A 23366-nucleotide genomic window follows, 5' to 3' on the forward strand; every position below is an offset into this window, starting at 1 on the left:
AAGCGCTACACGGCGGCCACGGGCATTGAGCCTGAAGCCGGCTTGCCACCCTTGCTAAAACGCCTGCGTAGCCCCTGCTCGGCGTCATCGACATAGGTGAAGACAACCGGGATCACCAGCAGGCACAGCGCGGTGGACGCCAGCAGGCCGCCAATCACGACAATCGCCATCGGCTGGCGAAAGCTCGGCTCGGCGCCCATGCCCAGCGCGTTGGGCAGCATGCCGAAGGCCATGGCGATGGTCGTCATCAAAATGGGCTGGGCGCGCTTGTGGCAGGCGTCCATCAGCGCGTCAAACCGGCTCATGCCCTGCTCGCGCCTGGCCATGATGGCGTACTCGACCAGCAGGATGGAGTTCTTGGTGACCACGCCCATCAGCATCAAGAGGCCGATGATGGCGGGCATGGAAAAGCTCTGATTCGACACCCACAGCGCAAACAGCGCGCCGCCCAGCGACAGCGGCAAGGCGCACAAAATCGTGGCGGGCTGCAAAAAGTCATGGAACAGCAGCACCAGCACCGCGTAGATGCAGAAGATGCCAATCGCCATGGCCAGGCCAAAGCTGTCGAAGAGTTCGCTCTGGCGCTGCAACTCGCCCTGCTCGACGCGCTTCACGCCTGACGGCAGCTGCTGCAGGGCGGGCAGCCTGGCCGCTTCGGCCGCCACGTCGCCCAGGGCGCGTCCGGCCAGTTCCACCGACAAGGTGACATTGCGCTGGCGGTCGAGCCGGTCGATCTGCGCCGGCCCGCTGCCCAGCGACAGCTCGCCGACCGAGGCCACCGCCACGCTGCCGCTGCTGCCGGCCACGCGCAGCTGGCCGATGGTCTGCAGGTTATCGCGCTGCGACGGGTCGATGCGCACCCGCAGCGCGATCTGCCGCTGCGCCAGGTTGAGCTTGGGCAAGGCGGTGGAATAGTCGCCGTAGGTGCCGATCCGCACCGCGTCGGCCACCGCCTGTGCCGTCACGCCGAGCGCGGCGGCGCGGGCCGGGTCGGTCCTGATCTGCACCTCGGGGCGCTGCAGGGCCGCGCTGGAGCTGACATTGCCGATGCCCTTGAGCGTCCTGAGCTGCGTCTCCAGCGAGCCGGCGGCCAGCGCCAGCGCCGCCGGGTCTTCGCTGGCCAGCGTGAGTTCGAGCTTTTCGCCATTGCCGCCGCTTCCCACCGCCACCCGCACGCCGGGCAGGCTGCGCAGCGCCTCGCGGATGCGGACTTCGACAGCCGATTGCTTGTCGCTCCGGTCGCCGCGCGCCACCAGGTCCAAGGTCAGCGTGGAAGTCAGGGCATCGCTGCTGGTGCTGGTCGTCAACCCGCTGCTGCTGGAACTGCTGCCCACCGCGCTATAGATCCGCTTGATCTCGGGCACGCCCTGCAGCAGCTGCACCGCGCGCGCGCTCATGCGGCTGCTGTCCTCCAGCGTGCCGCCCGGCGGCATGGTCAGCGTGACCTGGGTCTGGCTGTTGTCCTGCGCCGGGAAAAATCCGGTCTTCAAGAAAGGAATCATGGCCAGCGCCGCCAGGAAAAACACCAGCGCCGCCAGCATGGCCGATTTGCGCCAGACCAGGCATTTGCCCACACAGCCGAGGTAGCGCGTCATCAGCGCGCCGTCTTTTGCTTCCTGCTCCTGGACCGATTTGCCCTTGAGCAGGTAGGCCGCCATCATCGGCGTCAGCAGCCGGGCCACCAGCAGCGAAGCCAGCACCGCCACCGACGCGGTCACGCCGAACTGGCGAAAGATCAGGCCCACGACGCCTGACATGAAGGCGGTCGGCAAAAACACCGCCACCAGGGTGAAGGTGGTGGCAATCACCGCCAGGCCGATCTCGTCGGCCGCCTCCATCGCCGCCTGGTAGGGCGTCTTGCCCATGCGCAGGTGCCGCGCAATGTTCTCGATCTCGACAATCGCGTCATCGACCAGGATGCCGACCACCAGCGACAGCGACAGCAGCGTGACGGTGTTCAGGCTGAAGCCGGCCAGGTACATGAAGCCGAAGGTCGGGATGATCGACAGCGGCAGCGCCGCCGCCGCCACCAGCGTCGAGCGCCAGTCGCGCAGGAACCACCACACCACCAGCACCGCCAGCAGCGCGCCTTCGAGCAGCAGCTCCATCGAGCCGCTGTAGTTGTCCTCTATCGGCGTGACGGTGGTGCTGATCTCGGCCAGCACGACTTCGGGATGGGCCAGGCCGAACGCCTTGACGGCGGCGCGCACCTCACGCGACACCGTGACATCCGAATAGCCCTTGGAGCGGGTCACCTGCACGCCGACGGCCGGCTTGCCATCGACGAACGCCAGCGAACTGCGCTCGGCATGGGTGTCGCTGATGCGGGCGATCTGGTCCAGGCGCACATAGCGCCCGTCGCCCAGGGCGATGCTCATGGCGGACAGCGACTCGACCGACTCGACCGCCGCCAGCGTGCGGGCCGACTGGCGCTGGCCGGCGATATCGCCCTGCCCGCCCGAGCCGTCTTTTTGCGCCGCCTTCAGCTGGGTCGAGACCACCGACGGGCTGATGCCCAGCCCGGCCATCAGGGCCGGGTCCAGGTCGATATGCACCTCGCGGTCAATGCCGCCCATGCGTTTGCTTGAGGCCACGCCCTTGACCGACAGCAGGGCCTTGTTCAGCTCGTTGTCCACGAACCAGGACAGATCCTGCTCGTCGAGCTTGCCTGAGGTGGCCGAAAAGGTCAGCAGCGACGAACCGGCCGACGTGCTCTTGGACACCGTCGGCGACGCCATGCCCGAAGGCAGGTCGGCGCGCGCGCTGTCCACCGCGTTGCGCACCTCGCTCAGTGCGGCTTCAGCGTTTTTTTCAAGCTCGAACGACACGCTGATGTTGACCGCGCCATCGGTGATGGTGGTGGTGATGTGGTCAAGCATCGTCAGGGACGCCAGCTTGTCCTCGATCTTGCGGGCCACCTCGGTTTCAAGCTGGCTGGGCGCGGCGCCCTCCAGCGAGGCGGACACCGTGATCGTGGGCAAATCCATGTCGGGGAAGTCCTGGATCTGCAGCTTTTGAAAGCCGATCAGGCCGAACACCGTCAGCAGCACGAACAGCAAGATGGCAGGAACCGGGTTGCGGATGGACCATGATGAAAAGTTCATGCCTGGCCCCGCTCGGTGCCGGCTGGGTTCAGGCGCAGGCCGGTCAGCAGGTTCCTGGTGGTCCTTTTTTGGATGCTGACAGGCGCCTGGGCCTTGGCCTTGCCGCCTTCAACCTGGACCCGCGAGCCTTCCGACAGGAAAGCGCCGCCGCTGGCCACCACGCGGGCGCTGGCCTCCAGGCCCGACACCACTTCCACCCGGTCGCCCTGGCGGCGTCCGGTCACGACCGTGCGGCGGGTCACCGTGACGCCGTCCGGGTTCAGCTGATAGACATCGCTGCGGCCATCGCGCAGCACCACGGCCGACTGCGGCAGTGTCAGGGCCGGCGCCTGGGCCAGCTCAATCGTGCCGCTGGCGAACATGCCGGCCTGCGCGCCACTGCCCGGCGCCAGGCTGACATAGACCGTTGCCCGCCCGGTGCTGGTGCTCAGGGTGGGCGCCACCAGCCGCACCGTGCCGCTGGCGGCAACGCCGCCCGGCAGCGTCAGGCGGGCAGCCTGCCCCTGCCGCACCCGCGCCAGCTGCTGCGCATCGAGTTCGGCGCGCCATTCGATGCGCCCCTGGCGCACCAGGCGAAACAGCTCGGTGCCGGCGGGCACCACGTTGCCCAGCACCGCCGAGCGCGCCGACACCACGCCGTCATCGACCGCCACGATGCGGGTCTGCGCCAGGCGGATGCGGGTGCTTTTCTGGTCCGCCTCGCTGGACGCCAGCGCCACCCGCTTGAGGGCCTCGTCAATGATGTATTCGTCCATCTTCTGGCCCGACAGGGCGCCGCTTTCGGCCACGGCCCTGGTGCGCTGCAGGTTGGCCTGCGCCTGCGACAGGTTCAACCTAGCCTGGTCGAGCGCGGCATTTTGCTTGCTCAGGTCAGCCTGCACCGTCTCATCGGCCAAGCGCGCCATCAGCTGCCCGCGCTTGACCGTGCTGCCCACGTCCACCAGCAGTTCGGTGATGCGCAGGCTGCCAGTCTCAGTGCCGACCACCGCTTCCTGCCAGGGCGCCAGCGGGCCGCTGGCCTGCACGATCTGGGGCCAGTCCTGGGTGCTGGGGGTGGCCAGCTGCACCGTGAGCGCGGCGCTGGGCGCCGCCACGGCGTCCTCGGCTGATTCAGCCGCAGCCGCCGGCAGCATGGACTGCACCAGCCATGCCACGACGGCCAGGCAGACCGTGGCGCCAAAAGCGAGCTGGGCGACGGTCGTGCGGGTCAGGCCGCCCTTGAAACGAAAAACAGTCATGGCGCAAATCCTTGGTTTGATGAAGCCGCGCTGGCCAGCGTGTCGCTGAGCGGGCCGATGTTGTGTCCGCTTGCCGGCGGCTTGGCACCTGGGGCAGAAGCCGGCGCAGCGCTTTGCGCCTGGGTTGACCAGCCGCCGCCCAGCGCCTTGTACAGGGCAATCCAGTAGCGCAGCCGGTCGCGCTTGAGCGTGCTGAGCGTGCTTTCGGCCGTGATGGCCGAGCGGCGCGCCTCTTCCAGGTCGAGCAGGCTGACATTGCCGGCCCGCCAGTTTTTTTCAACCGCCTCGAAGTAGCGTCTATAACCCTGGGCGGCGCGCTCCGCATCCTGGTAGCGCCGCGCCGCGCCGTCCAGCCTGAGCAAGGCCTGCTCGACCTCCTTCACGGCGCTGCGCACCGCGTTCTGGTAGCTGGCCAGCGCTTCCTGGTAGCTGGCCTCGGCCGATGCCACGGCCGCCTTTCGCTTGCCGCCGTCGAACACGGGCACCGACAGGGACGGGCCAAAGGACCAGCTGGTAGCCGATGAGGCCAGGCTGGAAGCGGACAGCGAGATCGAGCCGCCCAGCGACAGGCTGGGATAGCGGTCGGCGTCGGCCTGTCCGATGTCCGCATAGGCAGCGGCCAGCGCCCGCTCGCTGGCCGCCAGGTCGGGGCGCTGGCGCAGCAAATTGCCCGGCACGCTGGCCACGCTGATGCCCTCGGGGTCGCGCAGGGCCGGCGGCTGCGTATCCAGCACAAGCCCCAGCGCGGGCTCGCTCTCGCCCGTCAGGGCCACCAGTGCCTTGAGCAGGACGCCGCACTCGATGCCCTGGGCGATGGCGGTGACATTCGCATTCGCAGCGCTGGCCGCCGCCAAGTCGCCGTCGGCTCTTGCGGTGAGGCCGGCGGTGATGGCGGTCTGGGTGATGCGCAAGGTGCTGGCCTGGGAGGCGGCTTCTGCCTGGTAGGCCTCGGCCAGCATCCGGCAGCCCAGGAACTGCACATAGTTATCGGCAACCTCGGCTGCCAGCGACACCCGTGCATCGTGCCAGTCGGCCACCCGCGCTTCGAGCCGGGCCTCGGCGGCTTCGCTGCCCTTGCGCAGCTTGCCGAACAGGTCGATTTCCCATGAGGCATCCAGCCCGGCGCTGCGGCTGGTGAGGGTGCTGCTGCCCGGCTGCCCCTGGCCTTGCCCGCTGCCCTGCGCCTGGCGTGCCCGGCTGAGGGCCGCACTGCCGCTCACCGAAGGAAGGGCGCCGGCCTGGCTGGAAGCCAGCGTGGCGCGCGCGCCGGCAATGCGCGCCGCCGCCTGCGCCAGCGAAGGGCTGCCCTCTTCGGCAGTGTGAATCAGCCGGCTCAGTACCGGGTCGTCAAAGCGCGCCCACCAGTCGGCCAGCTGCTGGCGGCTGCCGGCATGCGGCTGGGGCGCATGCCAGGCGGCGGGCATGCGCACTTCGGGCGTGCGGTAGGCCGGCTGGGTCATGCAGCCAGCCATCAGCAGGCTGGCGATCAGGCCGGTGAACAGGCTGGGGAAATTCCCGGCATGGCGGCTTTGCAAAGCCTTTTTCTCGATTCCTGCTGGCACGTTTTCTCCTGGAATGCCTCTGTGGCACCTGTGGAGTCAATGCTATGCAGTCCTCTGTAGCGCAGGGTACGCATGCGTCAAGTTGGGTAAAAGCGCCATAGCGGCGGCCTGTTTGCGGGTGCGCGGCTTCACGCCGGCGTCATACTCACGGTCTGAACTACCGGGCGGACCCGTTTGAAAAGCCATGAAACTCACGAAACAACCAACCGCCTGCGGCAACAACGCAAGCGCCGGGCGCATCAGCCTGATGCAGCGCCCTCAACATGAAATGCGGGTGCAGCCATGACCTCTGTGTTGCTGGTTGACGACGACAACGAACTGACCTTGATGCTGGTGCAATACCTCAGCCTTGAAGGGTTTGCGGTGCAGGCCACGAATGACAGTGAAACCGGTGTCGCCCAGGCGCTGAGCGGCCGCTTTGAAATCGTCGTGCTCGACGTGATGATGCCGCGCCTGTCGGGCATGGAGGCGCTGCGGCGGATTCGCGCCGGCAGCCAGATTCCGGTGATCATGCTGACGGCGCGGGGCGACAACATCGACCGCATCGTGGGCCTGGAAATGGGCGCTGACGACTATGTGCCCAAGCCCTGCACGCCGGGCGAGCTGGTGGCCCGGCTGCGCGCCATCATGCGCCGCGTGCGCCCTTTCGTCGATGACAGCCAGCCCGCCGCCAACCACCTCAAGGCCGGCGGGCTCGAACTCTGGCCCGGCCGCAGGCAGGCGGCCTGGCATGGCGCGCCGCTGGAGTTGACGGGCACCGAGTTCAGCCTGCTCGAAGTGCTGGTGCGGCAGGCCGGCAGGCTGGTCAGCAAGCAGGACCTGTCCAAGCATGTGTTTGGCCGGCCGCTGGCGCCGTTCGAGCGGCGCATCGATGTCCACATCAGCAGCATCCGGCAAAAGCTCGGGCAGCGGCCCGACGGGCAGCCCTGGATTCTGGGCGTGCGCGGCATGGGCTACCAGCTGTTGAGCGACTGACCGGCCAGCCCATCACCGACCATGACCATCAGATTCCCCACAAGCCGCCTGTTCTGGAAGCTTTTTCTGGCCATCTGGCTGGCGACGATGCTGACGTTTGTGTGCGGCGCGCTCTACATCATGCTGAGCGGCGAGCATTTTCCAGACCATCCAAGGCCCGGCTTTCCCTGGCTGCCCGTGCTGTCTGCCTCGGTGGCCAACGGCTTGGTCAGCATGGGCCTGGCCTGGTATTTGTCACTGCCGCTGCGGCACCTGCGCTGGGCGCTGCGCCGGGTCGCCGAGGCCCAGTTCGACACCCGCATCGTGCCCCTGATGGGCGCGCGGCGCGATGAAATCGTGGACCTGGCGGGCGAATTCGACAGCATGGCCGCACGCCTGCAGCAGCTGACCCAGCAGCGCCAGCAGCTGTTTCACGATGTCTCGCACGAGTTGCGCTCGCCCCTGGCGCGCATGCAGGCAGCCATCGGCCTGATGCACCAGAACCCGGCGCAGACAGGGCCCATGGTCGAGCGCATCGAATGCGAGACGCAGCGCATGGACGTGCTGATCGAGGAACTGCTCACCTTTCACCGGCTGGAAGCCGGCACGCCCATCTCCCAGCGCGGCCGCACCGATGTGATCGAGTTGCTCACGGCGATTTCGCACGACGCCTCTTTCGAAGCCGCCATGCGCGGCTGCTCGGTGGTGTTCTCGGCGAGCGACGAGTTCGTGGCCGAGGTCGATGGCGAGCTGATCTACCGCGCTTTTGAAAACGTGATCCGCAATGCCGTCAAGTACACGGCGCCCGGCAGCCCGGTCCAGATCAGCGCGTGCATTCTCGAAAACACCCAGGGCGCCAGCGCGGCGAGCCCGGCCAGACGCATGCTGCAGGTCACGGTGCAGGACCAGGGGCCGGGCGTGGCGGCGGAGTTTTGCGAACGCATCTTCGAGCCCTTCCAGCGGCTTGGAGACATGGCGCCCAAGCCGTTGACGCCAGCCAGGCCGGTGCCGGGCACCGGCCTGGGGCTGGCCATCGCGCGGCGCGCCATCGCCGCGCACGGCGGCACGATACGGGCTTTTCCGGGCAGCGGCGGCGGGCTGTGCGTGACGATTCTGATTCCGTCGAACTGAAGCCTGAAGCCGGTCAAGCTAGAGCGCATCGGATTTAAGCATAAAACAGGCCTCTAGCGCTGGTACAGCCTGCGCAAGCAGCTATTAATTAAGTAGCAAGAAACCGCCGGGCGCCTTGGGCACGGTGATTGAAAGCCAGGGGTGATTTCGCTCTGGCCCGCAAGCAGGACAGGCATCAATCCATTGCGCGGGCCAGCGCCATCAGGTAGCCAGCACGCCGCAAAGTTCAGCCAGCGTGGCCACGGCCTGATGCGGCAGCGCATCATGCGGCCACGGCAAGCCGGCGCGGTTGACCCAGACCGCCTGCATGCCGCAATCGAGCGCCGCCAGCACATCGAGCGCGGCGTCGTCGCCGACATGCAGCACTTCATGCGGCTGCACCCCGGCCGCCGTGGCCGCCGCCCGGAAAATGCGCGGGTCGGGCTTGCCGACGCCGAACTGCTGGGCGCTGAGGCTGGCCTTGAAATAGGGTCCGATGCCGATGCGCTCGATGTCGGCGTTGCCGTTGGACAGCGCCACCAGCGGAAAGCGGCCCGCCAGAAATTCCAGCGACTGCGGCACGTCGCCGAACAGCGTGACCTGGTTGCGCGCGGCAAAAAAGATGTCGAACGCCGGTTCGGCCAGATCCGGGTCTTCTCCGCTGCGGCTCAGGGCCAGCCGGATCGCCTTGGTGCGCAAGGCGCTCAGGTTGTGCTTGAGCTCCGGGTGCAGGCCGTTGACATGCTCGCGAATCTCGTGGCGCGCCGCCGGCTGGGCCTGCAATGCCGCCGTCCGTGGGGCATGCCGGGCCAGCCAGTCAAGCAGCGCCTGCTCGGCCCGCTCGATGGCCGGCCAGACCGGCCAGAGGGTATCGTCCAGATCGAGGGTGATGGCTTTGATAAGGGTAAGGTCAAGCATGGCTTGGGCGAGAATACCGCATGTCATTTGCACCCGAGCCCACCTTCACCCACGGCGCACCGCCCAAAGCGCTTGCGACCACCGCCATCCTGCTCTGCAACCTGGGCACGCCTGACGAGCCCACGGCCCCGGCGCTGCGCCGCTACCTGGGCGAATTTTTGAGCGATGCGCGCGTGGTCGAGATTCCGCGCGCCATCTGGTGGCTGATTTTGCACGGCATCATCTTGCGCACCCGGCCGAAGAAATCGGCCGCCAAGTACGCCAGCGTCTGGCTGCCCGAAGGCTCGCCGCTCAAGGTCTGGACCGAAAAGCAGGCGCTCATGCTGCGCGGCTACCTCGGCAAGCGCGGGCATGCGGTCGAAGTGCGCTACGCCATGCGCTACGGCAACCCGTCGATTGCCTCGCAGCTCGACCAGCTCAAGGCGGACGGCGTGACGCGCGTGCTGATCTTGCCGGCCTATCCGCAGTACAGCGGCACCACCACGGCCAGCGTGTTTGACGCGGTCTACACCTGGGCCGCGAAAATCCGCCGGATTCCCGAATTCCGCTTCATCAACCATTACCACGACGACCCCGGCTACATCGCCGCGCTGGCCGACAAGATCCGCCGGCACTGGCAGCAAAGCGGCCAGGCCGAGCAACTGGTGATGAGCTTTCATGGCGTGCCCGAGCGCACCCTGCACCTGGGCGACCCCTACCACTGCGAGTGCCAGAAAACGGCGCGGCTGCTGGCCGACAAGCTGGCACTGCCGAAAGACCGCTACAAAGTCACCTTCCAGTCGCGCTTTGGCAAGGCCAAATGGCTGGAGCCCTACACCGAGCCGACACTCGTCCAGATGGCGCGCTCGGGCGTCAAAAGCGTCGATGTGGTCTGCCCCGGCTTCACCGGCGACTGCCTGGAGACGCTGGAAGAAATCAACATGGAAGCGCGCCATGCCTTTTTGGAGGCGGGCGGCAAGGCGTTCAGCTACATCGAATGCCTGAACGACAGCCCGCAGTGGCTGGCGGCCTTGAGCGAACTCGGCCTCCGGCACATGGGCGGCTGGCCGACGGCCGCGCCGGCCGAGCCGCAAGCCTTGGGCGACTCGCGCGCCAGGGCGCTGGCGCTGGGCGCAAAGCAATAGTTTTTGCCCGGCGGCGACCGCGTCAAGCAGGCCGGCTCTGCATGGGCTGGAACACCGGGTCGTCGTAGGCGCGAAAGGTGTCGAACAACGGATGCGGCTTGCCGGCGCGAATCAGGGCGCGCATGCCGGCCCGGCTGGCGGCGACGGCGTCACGGTCAAACCGGTCGCCGATCATCAGCGCGCGCTGCGCCGGCACACCCGTCTGGCGCAGGATGGACAGCAGGCCGCAAGGGTCGGGCTTGAGTCGGGCCACGCCGGCATCGGTGGCGCAGACGACAGGCGCGGCCCGCAGCCCGAGGGCCGCCAGCTTGTCCGTGGCCGGATAGTCGGAAAACACCGCGACTTGCTTGCCTGCGCCGCGCAAGCCGGCAAACAGCGTGTCCAGGTGCGGGTAGCGGCAGCCGGCCAGAAACGGCAAGGGCTTGCGCTCCATCCATTCGTCGGTCAGGGCGCGCACCTCGCCCTCGGTCTTGTGGTGCCGTGCCGCCGTCCGGGCATATTGCAGGCGCATGAAATCGGCCTCCGGATGGTCGCCGAGCGCTTCCCGGACGTGGCGAAAGGTGCGCAAGGTCCGCAGCGTGTCCAGGCTGCGTGTCTGCCATGTGGCCGCCAGCAGGCAGCGCAGCATGGCCAGGCGCAGGCGCCGCTGGTCGTACAGCGTTCCGTCCACGTCGAACACGACGAGGTCGATCTCTTTCCAGTCGAGCAAGGGGCTCAATGCATATCCTTCCATTTCGTTGCAGGCCATTCCGCAATGCAGCGGATTATGCGGGCCGCCCTTCGCCGGCAACCTCTACAGGGCGCCGCCTTATCTTTTCGTTCGGCCCGCGCCTACAGGGACTTGGCTCTGGTTGGAGCAAAGTGAATTTATTTATAAAAGGAGACTGGCCGTGAAAAAATGGAAACTGGTTCTTACCCAAGGGCTACTTGCCGGCAGTCTGGCCAGCGCCTTTTCCACGGCGGTGCTGGCGCTCACGGGTCGCCGCGAGGCAGGCAGCGCGGCAGCGCCGCTCAATGCGGTCAGCCATTGGTACTGGGGCGATGAGGCATTCGACCGGCAGGACGCGGACCTGGGCCATACGGCCGTGGGCTATCTGACGCACCACAGCGCGGCCATCTTCTGGGCCACGGTGTACGCGGCCCTGGCCAGCCAGAAACCGGCTTCGCGCACCACGCCCGGCGTGCTGCTCGGCGCCGCAGCCACCAGCGCAACGGCCTATCTGGCCGACTTCAAGCTCACGCCGCACCGCTTCACGCCCGGCTACGAGCACCGCCTCTCGACCGCAGCCCTGGTGGCGGTTCATGCCGCGCTCGCCGTGGGCCTGGCAGCCGGCGCGCTGGCCCTTCGCGACCAGTACGCGGATGAAGAAGAGCCAGAAGACCAGGAACCCGAGGAGCCCGAACCCCGCATCGTTCGCCATGTGAGGGCCGGCAATATTTAAGATGGGCCTGGCCTGAAAAACCTGTTTTGCTATTTTTTTAATAGCATTATTCGCCCACTGGTATTGCGCAAATGGCCTTTTTGTTTACAAAAATGATGAACTGACCGCTCCACGGCCGCCGGTCAGGCGTTTCATCGCGGCCTGCGCGGCACCACCAGCTTGTAAACCGAATGCTGCAGCACATCGCCATGCTGGTTGCGCGTTTCGCTGCGCACCACCACCATGCCCCGGTCCGGCCGCGAACGCGAGGGCGTGACGCTGACCACTTCGGTCTCGACCCGCAGCACATCGCCGGGCCGGGTCGGCTTGGGCCAGCTGATCTCGCCGCCGGCGCCGATAATCCCGCCCGCCAGCGGCAGGCCGCCGCCCACCAGCAGGCGCATGGTGATGGCCGCCGTGTGCCAGCCGCTGGCGGCCAGGCCGCCAAACAGCGTGCCCTTGGCCGCCTCGTGGTCCAGGTGGAAAGGCTGCGGGTCGAACTGCAGGGCAAAGGCCCTGATTTGGTCCTCGTCAAGCAGATGCCCGGCACTCGTGAAGCGTTCGCCGGCCTGCAGGTCGTCGAGGTAGAGGACGGTGAAGGCGTTGGAGGCAGAGCTGATGGTGTCCATGGTGGCGTTCTTTCGGTTCAGATGGGTTTTTAACTCAGTTTCAAACAGCGCTCAAGCATTCGCCGTCTTCAAGCCGCGCTGGCGGCAGCCGGTCGGCGCGCCTCGCGAATCGGCAGGTTGACCAGCGCGGCGCCGGCGGCCAGCACGATGTCGATGTACCAGACCCAGTCGTAGCTGCCGGTGGCCTGAAACACATAGCCGCCCAGGTAAGCGCCCAAAAAGCCGCCGACCTGGTGCGCCAGCATGACGACGCCGAACAGCATCGCCATGTTGGCCGTGCCGAACATCTTGGCCACCAGCCCCACCGTGGGCGGCACGGTCGATAAAAAGGTCACGCCCATGACAGCGGCGAACACCAGCATCACGGCGGGCGTCTTGGGCGCCAGCAGAAACACCAGCACCGCCAGGCCGCGCGTGGCGTAAAGCAGCGCCAGCAGCGACTTCATGCGCCAGCGGCCGACCGCCCAGCCCATGGCCAGGCTGCCGACAATGTTAAAGAGGCCGATCATCGCCAGCGCCCAGCCGCCGATGGCCGGCGGCAAGCCACAGGCAGCCACCACGCCCGGCAGGTGCGTCGCCAGAAATGCCACATGGAATCCGCACACCAGAAAGCCCAGGCTCAGGTAGCGGTAGCTCGGCGTGGCCAGCGCCTGGCCGATGGCCTGGCGCGCGCTGAGCGGCTTGACGCCGGAAGCGGCGGCAGCCTGCGCATTCAGCGCATTGGAGTTGCCCCTGAGCACCCACACGGCGGGCAGCGCCAGCAGCACCAGCACGCCCAGCCACTGCATCGCGCTGGCCCAGCCGAGCGAAGCGGTCAAGCCGATGGCAATCGGCGCCATGGCGAACTGCCCGAACGAGCCGCCGGCATTGACGATGCCGGTGGCCAGGCCGCGCTTTTCAGGCGCCACCAGGCGGGTGCTGGCGGCCATCAGCACCGAAGGCCCGGCCATGCCGGCGCCGCCCGCCGCCAGCACGCCAATCGCGAAAATCAGCCCCGCCGTGGTCGTCATCAGCGGCGTGATGAAGGTGCCCACGGCCACCAGCAGCAAGCCGATGCTGATCACGCGCCCGGTGCCGATGCGGTCGGCCACCGCGCCGGCAAAAGGCTGCGTCAGCCCCCACCAGAGCTGGCCGAAGGCAAAGGCCAGGCTGATGCTGCCCACGCCCAGCGCGGTCGAGGTGTTGAGCGCCGACAGGAACAGGCCCATGGTCTGGCGCACGCCCATGGTCAGGGCAAAGGCGCCGCCGGCCGCCAGCAGGACCAGCCAGGTGGCGAGGTTATTTTTGGGAGTTGCGGATTCATTCATCATCGGCTCCAGGTTCAGGTTCAGGATTGACAGGCGATAAAAGTTCGAGGGATTCGTTGATCAGGCCGTGCAGGGCAATCACGCGGCCGGCGCCCAGCCGCTGGTTCAGGCTTTCCTGCGCCACTTTCCAGCGGCCCAGCGCTTCTTCGCGCTTGGCGCGTCCGGCCGGCGTGATGGCCACGGTCCGGCTGCGCGCGTCGCTGCCGGCGGTCAGTTCCAGCCAGCCGGCATCCACCAGCGGCTTGAGGTTGCGCGTCAGGGTGGAGGCGCTCATCTTCATGCTTTTGGCCAGCTCGCCCGGCCGCAACGGGCCGAGCTTGAGCACGTAGCTCAGTAGCGAATACTGCGTGGTCTTGAGCCCGGCGCTGGCCATTTCAAGGTCGTAGTGCTGCGCCACCTGGCGCATCAACTGCCGCAGCTTGAAGTTGGTGCAGCCCAGCGTTTTGAGTTCGGCCTTCAGGTCGAGGTCGGCTGGCATGGTGGAAATGACAGGGTGTGTGGACATGGTTTTGATTGTAGCTACAATTATTGTAGCTACAACTTAAAATCTTCATCATGACCTCACAAGCGACATTGACCCACTGGATCGAAGAAAGCGCTGCCGTGCGCGCCGGCATGCTGGCCGGCGGCGGCAAGCCGGGCTTGGCGCGCCCCGAGAGCGTGGCGGGCAAGACCGGCCTGGAAATCATGCAGGCGATGCTGGCCGGTGCCCTGCCCTACCCGCACATCGCCGAAACGCTGGATTTTTCGTTGATAACGGTCGAGCCCGGCAAGGCGGTTTTCCAGGGAACGCCGCAGCTCAAGCACTACAACCCGCTGGGCACGGTGCATGGCGGCTGGTACGCGACGCTGCTCGATTCAGCCGTAGGCTGCGCCGTGCACACATTGATGCCGGCCGGACGCGGCTACACCACGGCCGAGCTGAGCGTCAACATCGTGCGGGCGGCGACGCATGCCACCGGGCCGCTGCGCGCCATCGGCACGGTCATCCATTGCGGCAGGCAACTGGCCACGGCCGAGGGCCGCATCGTCGGGCCGGACGGCAAGCTGTATGCGCATGCAACGACGACCTGCCTGGTGTTCGAGTTGCCGGCGCGCGCTTAAACGGGCAAGGACGGCCAGCCTTCACAAAGGCTTAATGCGCCACCCGAAACCGTGTTCCCCGGAAACTGAACACCGAACTCTTCGCGTGGATTTCCTCCAGGTTCACGCCGGGCGCGGCCTGGCTGCCCTGGCCCAGCACCTGGTTGTTCACCAGCAGCAGCCGCTGCGCCGGGTTGGCCGAGTAAACCGAGCCGGTGATGGCCAGCGCGGGAATGTCGCGACGCAGGCCTTCGGGCAGATCGCCGAGCAGCGGGACGGGGGCCGGGGTGGCTTGGGTGGCGGCTGCCTTGGCGACCGGATCGGGCTTGGGTTTGGGCGGCGCTTGCACGGCAGCGGCAGGCGCTGGCGGCGCCGGCTTTGGCACGGGTTTGGGCGCGGCGCGGGCCACGGCGGGCGGCGAAGAGGCGGCTGCCCGTGGCGCCACTGCAGGCGGCGATGCGGGAATGGAGGGTAGTGGCGCTGGCGTCGGGACTGGCTGTGCCAGCGGCGCGGGCACGGGGGGGCTGGTCACGGCGGGCTCCACCGCAGCCAGACGCACGCCGCCAGCAGGCGTTTGCCAGAACCACAGGCCTGCGGCAATGGCGCCCAGCGCCAGCACCGCTGCGGCGGCCAGCCAGACGCGGTTTCGCGCCCGGGGGTCGGCCTGCGCGGCCGGGATCGTCGCATGGCGCGACTGCAGGCCGGGAACGGCGCCGCGCTCGCGTTCGGCATCGGCGCGTTTGAGGGCATCGAGGATGTAGGACATGGGCTTATCGGCTTATCGCGGGTTGGTTTGCAGGCGCGGCTCATCCGCATGGGTGGCGCGGTCGATCTGCATGAAGGTCATGGGGCCGGGCTGCCCGTCAGCCTCCAGCCCCTGGGCGCGCTGAAAGGCCCGCACGCGCGCCCTCAGGGCCGCGTCCAGAACAGGCGGGGCAGTGGAAGCGAGCGGCGCAGGCGCTCCGTCGAGCAGGGCCAGCTGGCTGGCGAGACGCTGGATCACCGGGCCGGTGCTGGCGCCCTGCAGGCCTGCGGTGTAGCCCGGCGGCGGACGCCAGTAAGTCGCAAAATCGCCGCGCCACAGCCGGCCCAGCGAGACCAGCCTGACGGTGTGCCGGCTGCCCGCCACCAGCAGCGTGGCGCTCTGCTCGCTCAGGCCGACGAGGACGGCATGCACCGGCTGGCCATTGCCCGCCCGCAGCGTCAGGATGCCGGGGCGGCCGAGCTGGCGCAGCAGCGGCATGGTCAGGCTGTCGGTGCGGTAGCACAGCAGTTGCTGCGCGCTGGCGGCCTGGCAGGGGTCGCCGCCCGCCAGGGACAGTTTCCAGGTGGGCGCCAGTTCGCGCCAGGCCGCATTGATGTCGGCCGGCAGTTGCGGCAGCAGGGCTTCGATCTCTTCGGCCGGACTCGGGGCGGGCGGCTCGGCCCGGATGGGCGACGAAGCCTTCGCCTGGGGGGCTGCTGGCGAGGCCGGCAACGCTGACGCCGTCGGTTGAGCCGGCCGCGCTGCCTTTTGCGCAGGGTTCAGGACCAGGAAGCCCGCCAGCGCGGCCCCGGCCAGCAGCGCGAAGCCGCCCAGCGCGTAGGCTGCGGGCCGTGCGCCGGCGTTCGGCGCCGGCCCGGCATCAAGTCCGAACACCTCGGCCGCCGCCTTGTCCACCATCTTGCGGTCAACGCGGTGCAGGCCATTGGCCCACGCCCCGAGCAGCGCGCGCCCGCACAGCAGGTTGATGCGGCGCGGCACCCCGCGCGCGAGGCGGTGGATGCGCTTGAGCGAGGCGCGGTCAAACGGCAGCGGGCCGGCGAGCCCGGCCACGTCCAGGCGGTGCCGGATGTACTGCGCGCTCTCGGCCTCGGTCAGCGCGTCGAGGTGAAAGCGCGCGATCACGCGCTGGGCCAGTTGCTCCAGTTCGGGGCGGGCCAGCATCGCGCGCAACTCGGGCTGGCCGATCAGCACGATCTGCAGCAGCTTGCGCTCGCTGGTTTCCAGGTTGGTCAAGAGGCGCAACTGCTCCAGCACATCGGCGCTGAGGTTCTGCGCCTCGTCGATGATCAGCACGCTGCTTTGCCCGGCGGCGTGGCTTTGCAGCAAAAAGGCATTCAGCGCGTCGATGTAGTTCTTGAGCGTGGGCGGGCTGGAGGCCGCCGCCACCGCAATGTGGAACTCCTCGCAGATCGACTGCAGCAGTTCGGTGACCGTGAGCTTGGGGTTGAAGATATAGGCGACATGGCAGCCGGCGGGAATCTGCTCCATGAAGCAGCGGCAGATGGTGGTCTTGCCGGTGCCGATGTCGCCCGTGAGCAGCACAAAGCCCCCGCCCGTGCCGCTGGCCGCGCCGTGCGGGCCGGCCACGCCGTAGAGCAGGTGCGCCAGCGCCTCCCGGTGGCGCTCGCTCATGAACAGGTAGCGCGGGTCGGGCGCGATGGAAAACGGATCTTGCGTCAGGCCGAAATGGTGCGAGTACATGGGGTGCAAGCATAGCGGGCGCGGGCTCGACTGAAATACGACGCCTATCCCCCTTGGGTCCGTCAACTGATGAAGCCGCATGGTCAGCTAAACTAGGAATGGGTGTCGTCATCGCATGCAGCGGTGCGGCAGGTTCATGCGATGGTCGGGCCGCCTCGCGGACTAACCACGACCATGACCGCACCCACACTCATTCAAATCATCGGCGCCACCCTCTTCGGGCTGGCCGTGCTGCACACCTTCTCGACCAAGTTCTTTGAACACCTGGCACACGCCCAGCCGCGACACGCCGGCATCTGGCACCTGTTGGGCGAAGTGGAGGTGGTGTTCGGCTTCTGGGCCATGGTGCTGATGCTGTTCATGTTCTCGATCAGCGGCAAGCAAGAGGCCACCGCCTATCTGGACTCGCGCAACTTCACGGAACCCATGTTTGTGTTCGCCATCATGGTGATCGCGGGCACCCGGCCCATCCTGCAGGTTGCCGCTGCATCGGTGCGTTTCATTGCCCGCTATATGCCGCTGCCCAGGGGCATGGCCATGTACTTCCTGGTGCTGGCCTTTGTTCCCATGCTGGGTTCGTTCATCACCGAACCGGCTGCCATGACGCTGGCCGCCTTGATGTTGCGCGACACGCTGTTTTCGCAGCCGGTCTCGTCCAGGCTCAAGTACGTGACCATCGGGGTGCTGTTCGTGAACATCTCCATCGGCGGCACGCTGACACCCTTTGCCGCACCGCCCGTGCTGATGGTGGCCGCCAAATGGAACTGGGACACCTGGTTCATGATTTCCAACTTTGGCTGGAAGGCTGCCGTTGCCGTGGTGCTGAACGCCGCTTCGGCCATGCTGCTGTTGCGCAACCAGATCGGCCACATGGGGAAGAATGCACCCGACGAACAGGATCCTGTTCCGGTCTCGGTGGTGTGGGTGCATCTGGCGTTTCTGGCCATCGTGGTGGTGTTTTCCCATCACCCCGCCGTGTTCATGGGCGTGTTCCTGTTTTTCATGGGGTTCACCACGGCCTATCAGCGGTACCAGAACCCCTTGATCCTGCGTGAAGCCTTGCTGGTCGCTTTCTTCCTGGCAGGCCTGGTGGTACTGGGTGGATTGCAGCAATGGTGGCTGGAGCCGGTGCTGATGGGAATGGATGCCAATGCCGTATTCTTTGGCGCCACGGCCCTGACCGCCATCACCGACAACGCGGCGCTGACCTACCTCGGATCGCTGGTTGAAGGGCTGAGCCAAGAGTTCAAGGTGGCGCTGGTGGCCGGTGCCGTCACCGGAGGCGGCCTGACAGTGATTGCCAATGCCCCCAATCCCGCCGGTGTCTCCATACTGCGGGGCAGCTTTGAGCACAATGCCATTCACCCTCTGGGCCTGCTGATTGCGGCATTGCCGCCCACGCTGGTGGCGGTGCTGGCTTTTCGCATCCTCTGATGCGCAAGAAATGCCCTACTTGCCGTGAAGGAACTGGAGCACGGCATTGAGCAGGTACAGGGCCAGCAAGGCGATGCTGGCCCAGCTGCCAATGCGCAATACCCGCGACACGAGCCGATAGGCCAGAGCGACCACAACGGCGCCGGTCATCAGGCAGGCGCTCAAGGCAGACACGGCATGGATGGGTGACACCTGCGCGTACAGGCTGCCCGGCCGGTAGGCCAGGTCATCAATGGCCAGAATCAGCACGTCGAACAGATTGCTGCCCAGCAGATTGGCAATCGCCATGTCGATGGCCTCGATGCGCACGGCCCCCCAAGTGGTGGCCAGCTCGGGCACAGAGGTGGCGAAAGCCACGAACAAGGTGCCCACAAACGAGTTCGACCAGCCCATCAGCCGGGCCAGCTCCACCCCGATCAGGGGAAGCCAGATGCCGCTGCCAACGATCACCATCGACGCCAGGGCGTAGCCGGTCAAGGCGGCCTTCAAGGACATGGCGGGCGGCTCGGCGTCAATTGGAGCGGGATGGCGCTGTTCAGCCAGGTACATGGCCCGCATGGCCAAGGCGTACAGCATCAGGATGACCACGCTGCCCCAGCTGACGTGACCGATGCTGGGCAGGATGCCTTGGTGGGTCAGCAGCAGCACCAGCGCGGCAGCGGCGAGCAAGATGACGCCGAATCCTGCCGACAGCAGGTGCCCGTGGCTGGCAGCGCAGTACAGCGCATTTTTTCGGTAGAACACATCCACAAAAGCCAGGATGGCCAGGTTGAACACCGTGCTGCCCAGGGCATCACCGACCGCCATGTCAGGTGATGCGGCGATGGTCACGGCACTCAGGCCGGTCACCAGTTCCGGCAGGGAGGTGACGGTGGCAATCAGGATCAACCCGACCCAGCTGCGAGACAGTCCGGTGAGCGCTGCAATGGCATCACCGCAACGTATCAGGCGTACCCCGGCCAGCCCGATCAAGGCCACGCACAGGGCGAACTGCATCCAGATCAACAGGCAGGGATTCATGAGCGACTCCGTCTATTCCAGACATTCTGGCATCGCCGTTTGACTGGCCGCCCCTGGCCGCCTGTGCCCGCCTGCAAACTCCCCTCCCCCGCGCCATAATCCGCCCATGCGACTTTTACACACCATGCTGCGCGTTGGCAATCTCCAGCGCTCCATCGATTTTTACACCCAGGTGCTCGGCATGAAACTGCTGCGCACCTCCGAAAACCCGGAATACAAGTACACCCTGGCCTTCGTCGGTTATGAAAACAACCCGGCGCAGGCCGAAATCGAGCTGACCTACAACTGGGGCACCGAGAGCTACGACATGGGAAATGCCTACGGCCACATTGCGCTGGGCGTGCCCGACGTGAAGGCCGCATGCGACAAGATCAAGGCCGCTGGCGGCAACGTCACGCGCGAAGCCGGTCCGGTCAAGGGCGGCAGCACGGTGATTGCGTTCGTGACCGACCCGGACGGCTACAAGATCGAGTTGATCCAGCGCGCAGAATACGCCAGCGGCGGGGGTTTGCGCTAAGGCCTGAAGGTGCGGCGCAGATTTGCTATATTTTCAATAGCTATCTGCGCACATCCAGCCTGCGCAAAAGGCTGATTTCATCAATAAATCTGCGGCGCAGGCAGCGTGATGCAAGCCCCAGGCAGCAAGAACTATCATTTTGATAGCTTCTTGCGCTTGTGGGGCGTGCGCAAAGTGCTGATTTGATTCAAAAAATCAGCCTGAAAAGCTGAAATTCCGGCTCAGACCTCTTTGCGCGCCAGCTCGCAAGCCTGCTGCGCCAGCGCCGTCACCTGCGCCCAGTCGCCGCTTGCCACCGCCTCGGCCGGCGTCAGCCACGAGCCACCGACGCAGACCACATTGGGCAGCGCCAGGAACTCCGCCGCATTGGCCATCGACACGCCGCCCGTGGGGCAAAACTTCACATCGCCGAACGGGCCGCTCCAGGCCTTGAGCATGGCGGTTCCGCCCGCCTGCAGGGCCGGGAAAAACTTCAGTTCGCTCAAGCCGTCTTCCTGCGCCATCATGATTTCGCTGCCGGTCGCCACGCCGGGCAGCAAGGCCAGGCCGGCATCCCGGCAGGCCTGGCCGACGGCATGGGTGTAGCCCGGACTGACGACAAAGCGCGCGCCGGCCATGGCGCAGGCCTGGGCGTCGGCGGCGCTGCGCACCGTTCCCGCACCGACCACGGCGTCAGGCACATCGCGCGCAATCGCTTCGATGCAGGCCAGCGCCTGCGGCGTGCGCAAGGTGACTTCGAGCATGCGGATGCCGCCCGCCACCAGGGCGCGGGCCAGCAAAACGGCTTGCTTGACATCGTTCAGCACGATGACCGGAATCACGGGCGCGTCCCGCATCACCTGCAAAGCGCTCAATTTTCCGCTGACATTCATATTTACATCCATGACAAAGCTCCTTCTTCTGCGGTCAGCGCATGGCGGCGCATCCCGGTAAACAATCCCCGGCCCATGCCAACGCCGTTCTGCCGGCGCAATTCGTCCGGCATGATGCTGGCTGGCCGCGCCGCCCATTCGGCCTCATCGACCAATACGCGCAATTCACCCGTGAGCGCATCGACGCGCACCACGTCGCCATCGACCACCTTGGCCAGCGGGCCGCCGGCAGCCGCTTCGGGCGAGACGTGAATCGCCGCCGGCACCTTGCCCGACGCGCCGCTCATGCGGCCATCGGTCACCAGCGCGACCATGAAGCCCTTGCCCTGCAGCACCGCCAGCGGCGGCGTGAGCTTGTGCAGCTCGGGCATGCCGTTGGCCTGCGGGCCTTGCCAGCGCACCACGCAGACCACGCCGCGCGCGGCGGTTTCATTGCACAGGCGTTCCAGTTCGCCGGAATTGAAGGCCAGCAGCAAATCCTCCTGCGAATCAAACACCCGGGCCGGCGCCTCGATCACATGCCGGTCATCGGGCACGGCCGACACCTTGATCACGCTGCGGCCCAGGTTGCCCGTCAGCAGCTTGAGGCCGCCGGTGGCGCTGAACGGCCGGCCGGCCGGGCGCACGATGGCCTCGTCCTTCGAATCGCCCACCGCATGCCAGGCCAGCGCCGCGCCTTCGAGCGCGGGCACGCTGGCGTATTCGCGGATGCCGCCTGCGCGCACCGTCAGCACGTCCTCGTGCATGAACCCGGCGTCGAGCAGTTCGCGGATCACCAGTCCCGGCCCGCCTGCGGCCTGGAACTGGTTCACGTCGGCGCTGCCGTTGGGGTAGACATGCGTCAGCAGCGGCACGACATCGGACAGCGCCGAAAAGTCATTCCAGTCAATCACGATGCCGGCCGACTGCGCCACCGCCACCCAGTGGATCAGGTGGTTGGTCGAGCCGCCCGTGGCCAGCAGGGCCACCATGGCGTTGACAATCGCGCGTTCATCGACGACATGGCCGATGGGCGCAAAGCGTTTTGATTTGGTGATGCCAAGGACGGTGCGGGCGGCCTCGCGCGTGAGTTCGTCGCGCAGCATGTCGCCCGGCTGGACAAAGGCGGTGCCCGGCACATGCAGGCCCATGGCTTCCATCAGCATCTGGTTGCTGTTGGCCGTGCCGTAAAAGGTGCAGGTGCCGGGGCTGTGGTAGGACTTGAGTTCGCCTTCGAGCAGCGCATCGCGCCCAACCAGGCCCTGCGCGGCCTGTTCGCGAATCCGGGCTTTCTCCTTGTTCGGCAGGCCTGACGGCATGGGGCCGGCCGGAACGAACACCATCGGCAAATGCCCGAACTGCAGCGCGCCAATCAAGAGGCCGGGAACGATCTTGTCGCACACGCCGAGCAGCAGCGCGGCATCGAACATGTCGTGCGACAGGGCGACTGCCGTGCCCATGGCGATCACGTCGCGGCTGAACAGGCTCAGTTCCATGCCGCTGGTGCCCTGCGTCACGCCGTCGCACATGGCCGGAACACCGCCCGCCACCTGCGCCGTGGCGCCGTGCTTGCGCGCCTCGTCCTTGATCAGCGCCGGGTAGCTAAGGAGCGGCGTGTGCGCCGACAGCATGTCGTTGTAGGAAGTGACGATGCCGATGTTGGGCCGGCGCTCGGTCACGACCTTGAAGCGGTCGTCCAGCGGCATGCCGGCCACGGCATGCGCGATGTTGGCGCAGCCCATGCGGTCCATGCTGGGCTTGCGGCTGCTGTCGGCCTGCAATTGAGCCAGATAGGCATTGCGCGTCGGCCGGCTGCGCTCGACTATGCGGGCGGTGATGTCTGAAACTGCTGAATGAAGCGCCATGGTGCAACCTTTAAATCGAGCCATCCCAAAGATGGGGATGTAACTTTATTACGGCGTCTATGGTAACCAGAATGAAAGCACTTTTCCACCTGAATGGTTACTTTGCAGTTACCAAACAAGACCAACAGGTGGCGCAAAAAAATCCGCAGTGCGCGAAGCACTGCGGATTTTTGTTACCGGGTCCAGCCCTGAAGGCTGCCATGGCGCTGGTTATTGAAGGCTGATTTCGACGCGGCGCGCTTCGGCGTTGGGGCCGCTGCCGGTGATCTGCTCGGGCTTTTTGAGTTCGATCTGGCCTTCGGCAACGCCTGCTGCGGTCAGGGCGTCACGCACGGCCAGCGCGCGCTGCTTGGCCAGCTCGGCGTTTTGCGCCGCATTGCCGGTCGCGTCGTGGAAACCCGAAATCACCAGCTTGCGGCCCGCCTGCGCGCCCTTGACCACGTCGGTCAGCGCTTCGCTAGCGCCGGCGGCCAGGTCGGCCTTGCCGGAAGCAAAGTAGAACTTGACAACGCCCTGCTCGACCTTGACGCTGGCCGCATCCGAAGCCGCCTGCGCATCGCTGGACGCTGCGGGCAAGCTTGCCGCGCCCGGCATGCCAGCTGCCACGGCTGCCGGAGCGCTTGCGGCCTTGACCGAAGCGCCGCGATGCTTCACGCCAAACACCAGCACCGAGGCCACAACGATGGCGATCAAACCAAAAACCAGAAACAGGGCCACGCGTTGCTGGCTGTCATCATCCTGAGAAAACATCAATAAACTCCC

Annotated in this window: 22 protein-coding genes; 8 read left to right on the plus strand and 14 right to left on the minus strand. The window is 66.6% G+C overall.

What is annotated here, in order from left to right; all coding sequences use genetic code 11:
* Positions 1-5: 5 nt before the first annotated feature.
* Genes PNAP_RS14840 through PNAP_RS14850 form a run of 3 tightly spaced genes read right to left on the minus strand, consistent with a single transcriptional unit; the run spans position 6 to position 5904 of the window.
* Positions 6-3104, minus strand: coding sequence for an efflux RND transporter permease subunit (locus tag PNAP_RS14840; protein ID WP_011802340.1), 3099 nt, complete (start codon positions 3102-3104; stop codon positions 6-8).
* On the minus strand, positions 3101-4342 hold the full coding sequence (locus PNAP_RS14845) for an efflux RND transporter periplasmic adaptor subunit (protein ID WP_011802341.1): 1242 nt from the start codon (positions 4340-4342) through the stop codon (positions 3101-3103). Before PNAP_RS14845 ends, PNAP_RS14840 begins: the two co-directional genes overlap by 4 nt.
* Positions 4339-5904 (minus strand): efflux transporter outer membrane subunit, encoded by a 1566-nt coding sequence (locus PNAP_RS14850; protein ID WP_011802342.1) that lies wholly within the window; start codon positions 5902-5904, stop codon positions 4339-4341. Before PNAP_RS14850 ends, PNAP_RS14845 begins: the two co-directional genes overlap by 4 nt.
* 282 nt (positions 5905-6186) lie before the next feature.
* On the opposite strand from PNAP_RS14850, the gene PNAP_RS14855 reads away from it, so the two are divergent.
* Both PNAP_RS14855 and PNAP_RS14860 read left to right on the plus strand, forming a co-directional pair.
* Entirely contained in the window at positions 6187-6879 is a 693-nt protein-coding gene (locus tag PNAP_RS14855) for a response regulator transcription factor (RefSeq protein WP_011802343.1), read from the plus strand.
* 21 nt (positions 6880-6900) lie between these two features.
* A complete protein-coding gene (locus PNAP_RS14860) occupies positions 6901-7989 on the plus strand; it encodes a HAMP domain-containing sensor histidine kinase (protein ID WP_011802344.1) in 1089 nt (362 codons plus the stop codon).
* Between the two features lie 201 nt (positions 7990-8190).
* Here the strand turns inward: PNAP_RS14860 and PNAP_RS14865 are convergent, their stop codons facing one another.
* Entirely contained in the window at positions 8191-8886 is a 696-nt protein-coding gene (locus tag PNAP_RS14865; RefSeq protein ID WP_011802345.1) for an HAD family hydrolase, read from the minus strand.
* A 20-nt stretch (positions 8887-8906) separates the two neighbouring features.
* Between PNAP_RS14865 and hemH the strand changes: the two genes are divergently transcribed.
* Complete coding sequence (hemH, locus tag PNAP_RS14870) at positions 8907-10010, plus strand: ferrochelatase (protein ID WP_011802346.1); 1104 nt, start codon at positions 8907-8909, stop codon at positions 10008-10010.
* A 22-nt stretch (positions 10011-10032) separates the two neighbouring features.
* Here the strand turns inward: hemH and PNAP_RS14875 are convergent, their stop codons facing one another.
* The gene (locus PNAP_RS14875) at positions 10033-10758 is read right to left on the minus strand and encodes an HAD family hydrolase (protein ID WP_011802347.1); all 726 of its coding nucleotides are present in this window, start codon (positions 10756-10758) and stop codon (positions 10033-10035) included.
* Positions 10759-10900: 142 nt separating this feature from the next.
* On the opposite strand from PNAP_RS14875, the gene PNAP_RS14880 reads away from it, so the two are divergent.
* Positions 10901-11452 carry a hypothetical protein gene (locus PNAP_RS14880; RefSeq protein ID WP_198140646.1) on the plus strand — a complete coding sequence of 184 codons (552 nt, stop codon included), beginning with the start codon at positions 10901-10903 and terminating at the stop codon, positions 11450-11452.
* A gap of 131 nt (positions 11453-11583) precedes the next feature.
* Here the strand turns inward: PNAP_RS14880 and PNAP_RS14885 are convergent, their stop codons facing one another.
* The 3 genes from PNAP_RS14885 to PNAP_RS14895 form a co-directional block, all read right to left on the minus strand.
* The gene (locus PNAP_RS14885) at positions 11584-12060 is read right to left on the minus strand and encodes a MaoC family dehydratase (RefSeq protein ID WP_011802349.1); all 477 of its coding nucleotides are present in this window, start codon (positions 12058-12060) and stop codon (positions 11584-11586) included.
* Between the two features lie 68 nt (positions 12061-12128).
* A complete protein-coding gene (locus PNAP_RS14890; RefSeq protein ID WP_011802350.1) occupies positions 12129-13367 on the minus strand; it encodes an MFS transporter in 1239 nt (412 codons plus the stop codon).
* Positions 13360-13872 (minus strand): MarR family winged helix-turn-helix transcriptional regulator, encoded by a 513-nt coding sequence (locus tag PNAP_RS14895; RefSeq protein WP_011802351.1) that lies wholly within the window; start codon positions 13870-13872, stop codon positions 13360-13362. The genes PNAP_RS14890 and PNAP_RS14895 overlap by 8 nt, the downstream gene beginning before the upstream one ends.
* Before the next feature lie 50 nt (positions 13873-13922).
* Here PNAP_RS14895 and PNAP_RS14900 point away from each other — a divergent pair, with 50 nt between their 5' ends.
* Positions 13923-14471 carry a PaaI family thioesterase gene (locus PNAP_RS14900; RefSeq protein WP_011802352.1) on the plus strand — a complete coding sequence of 183 codons (549 nt, stop codon included), beginning with the start codon at positions 13923-13925 and terminating at the stop codon, positions 14469-14471.
* Positions 14472-14502: 31 nt separating this feature from the next.
* Here the strand turns inward: PNAP_RS14900 and PNAP_RS14905 are convergent, their stop codons facing one another.
* Together PNAP_RS14905 and PNAP_RS14910 are read right to left on the minus strand one after the other, a co-directional pair.
* A complete protein-coding gene (locus PNAP_RS14905) occupies positions 14503-15216 on the minus strand; it encodes a general secretion pathway protein GspB (RefSeq protein WP_011802353.1) in 714 nt (237 codons plus the stop codon).
* 12 nt (positions 15217-15228) lie between these two features.
* A complete protein-coding gene (locus PNAP_RS14910; protein ID WP_041376736.1) occupies positions 15229-16917 on the minus strand; it encodes an ExeA family protein in 1689 nt (562 codons plus the stop codon).
* A gap of 174 nt (positions 16918-17091) precedes the next feature.
* Here PNAP_RS14910 and PNAP_RS14915 point away from each other — a divergent pair, with 174 nt between their 5' ends.
* Complete coding sequence (locus PNAP_RS14915; protein WP_041376737.1) at positions 17092-18351, plus strand: putative Na+/H+ antiporter; 1260 nt, start codon at positions 17092-17094, stop codon at positions 18349-18351.
* A 15-nt stretch (positions 18352-18366) separates the two neighbouring features.
* On the opposite strand, the gene PNAP_RS14920 is transcribed toward PNAP_RS14915, so the two are convergent.
* Positions 18367-19371: a sodium:calcium antiporter gene (locus PNAP_RS14920; protein ID WP_011802356.1), complete on the minus strand. Its 1005-nt coding sequence runs from the start codon at positions 19369-19371 to the stop codon at positions 18367-18369.
* A 106-nt stretch (positions 19372-19477) separates the two neighbouring features.
* On the opposite strand from PNAP_RS14920, the gene gloA reads away from it, so the two are divergent.
* A complete protein-coding gene (gloA, locus tag PNAP_RS14925) occupies positions 19478-19888 on the plus strand; it encodes a lactoylglutathione lyase (protein WP_011802357.1) in 411 nt (136 codons plus the stop codon).
* A gap of 221 nt (positions 19889-20109) precedes the next feature.
* On the opposite strand, the gene eda is transcribed toward gloA, so the two are convergent.
* Positions 20110-20772, minus strand: coding sequence for a bifunctional 4-hydroxy-2-oxoglutarate aldolase/2-dehydro-3-deoxy-phosphogluconate aldolase (gene eda / locus PNAP_RS14930; protein ID WP_011802358.1), 663 nt, complete (start codon positions 20770-20772; stop codon positions 20110-20112).
* Entirely contained in the window at positions 20763-22604 is a 1842-nt protein-coding gene (edd, locus tag PNAP_RS14935) for a phosphogluconate dehydratase (RefSeq protein WP_011802359.1), read from the minus strand. The genes eda and edd overlap by 10 nt, the downstream gene beginning before the upstream one ends.
* Positions 22605-22675: 71 nt before the next feature.
* Between edd and PNAP_RS27070 the strand changes: the two genes are divergently transcribed.
* Positions 22676-22828, plus strand: a complete 153-nt coding sequence (locus tag PNAP_RS27070) for a hypothetical protein (RefSeq protein ID WP_157040299.1) — start codon at positions 22676-22678, stop codon at positions 22826-22828.
* On the opposite strand, the gene PNAP_RS14940 is transcribed toward PNAP_RS27070, so the two are convergent.
* Positions 22815-23354 carry an OmpA family protein gene (locus tag PNAP_RS14940; protein WP_011802360.1) on the minus strand — a complete coding sequence of 180 codons (540 nt, stop codon included), beginning with the start codon at positions 23352-23354 and terminating at the stop codon, positions 22815-22817. The two genes, PNAP_RS27070 and PNAP_RS14940, sit on opposite strands and share 14 nt — an antisense overlap.
* Positions 23355-23366 lie beyond the last annotated feature (12 nt).

The organism is Polaromonas naphthalenivorans CJ2 (assembly GCF_000015505.1).
In the GTDB taxonomy this organism is placed as follows: Bacteria; Pseudomonadota; Gammaproteobacteria; order Burkholderiales; family Burkholderiaceae_C; genus Polaromonas; species Polaromonas naphthalenivorans.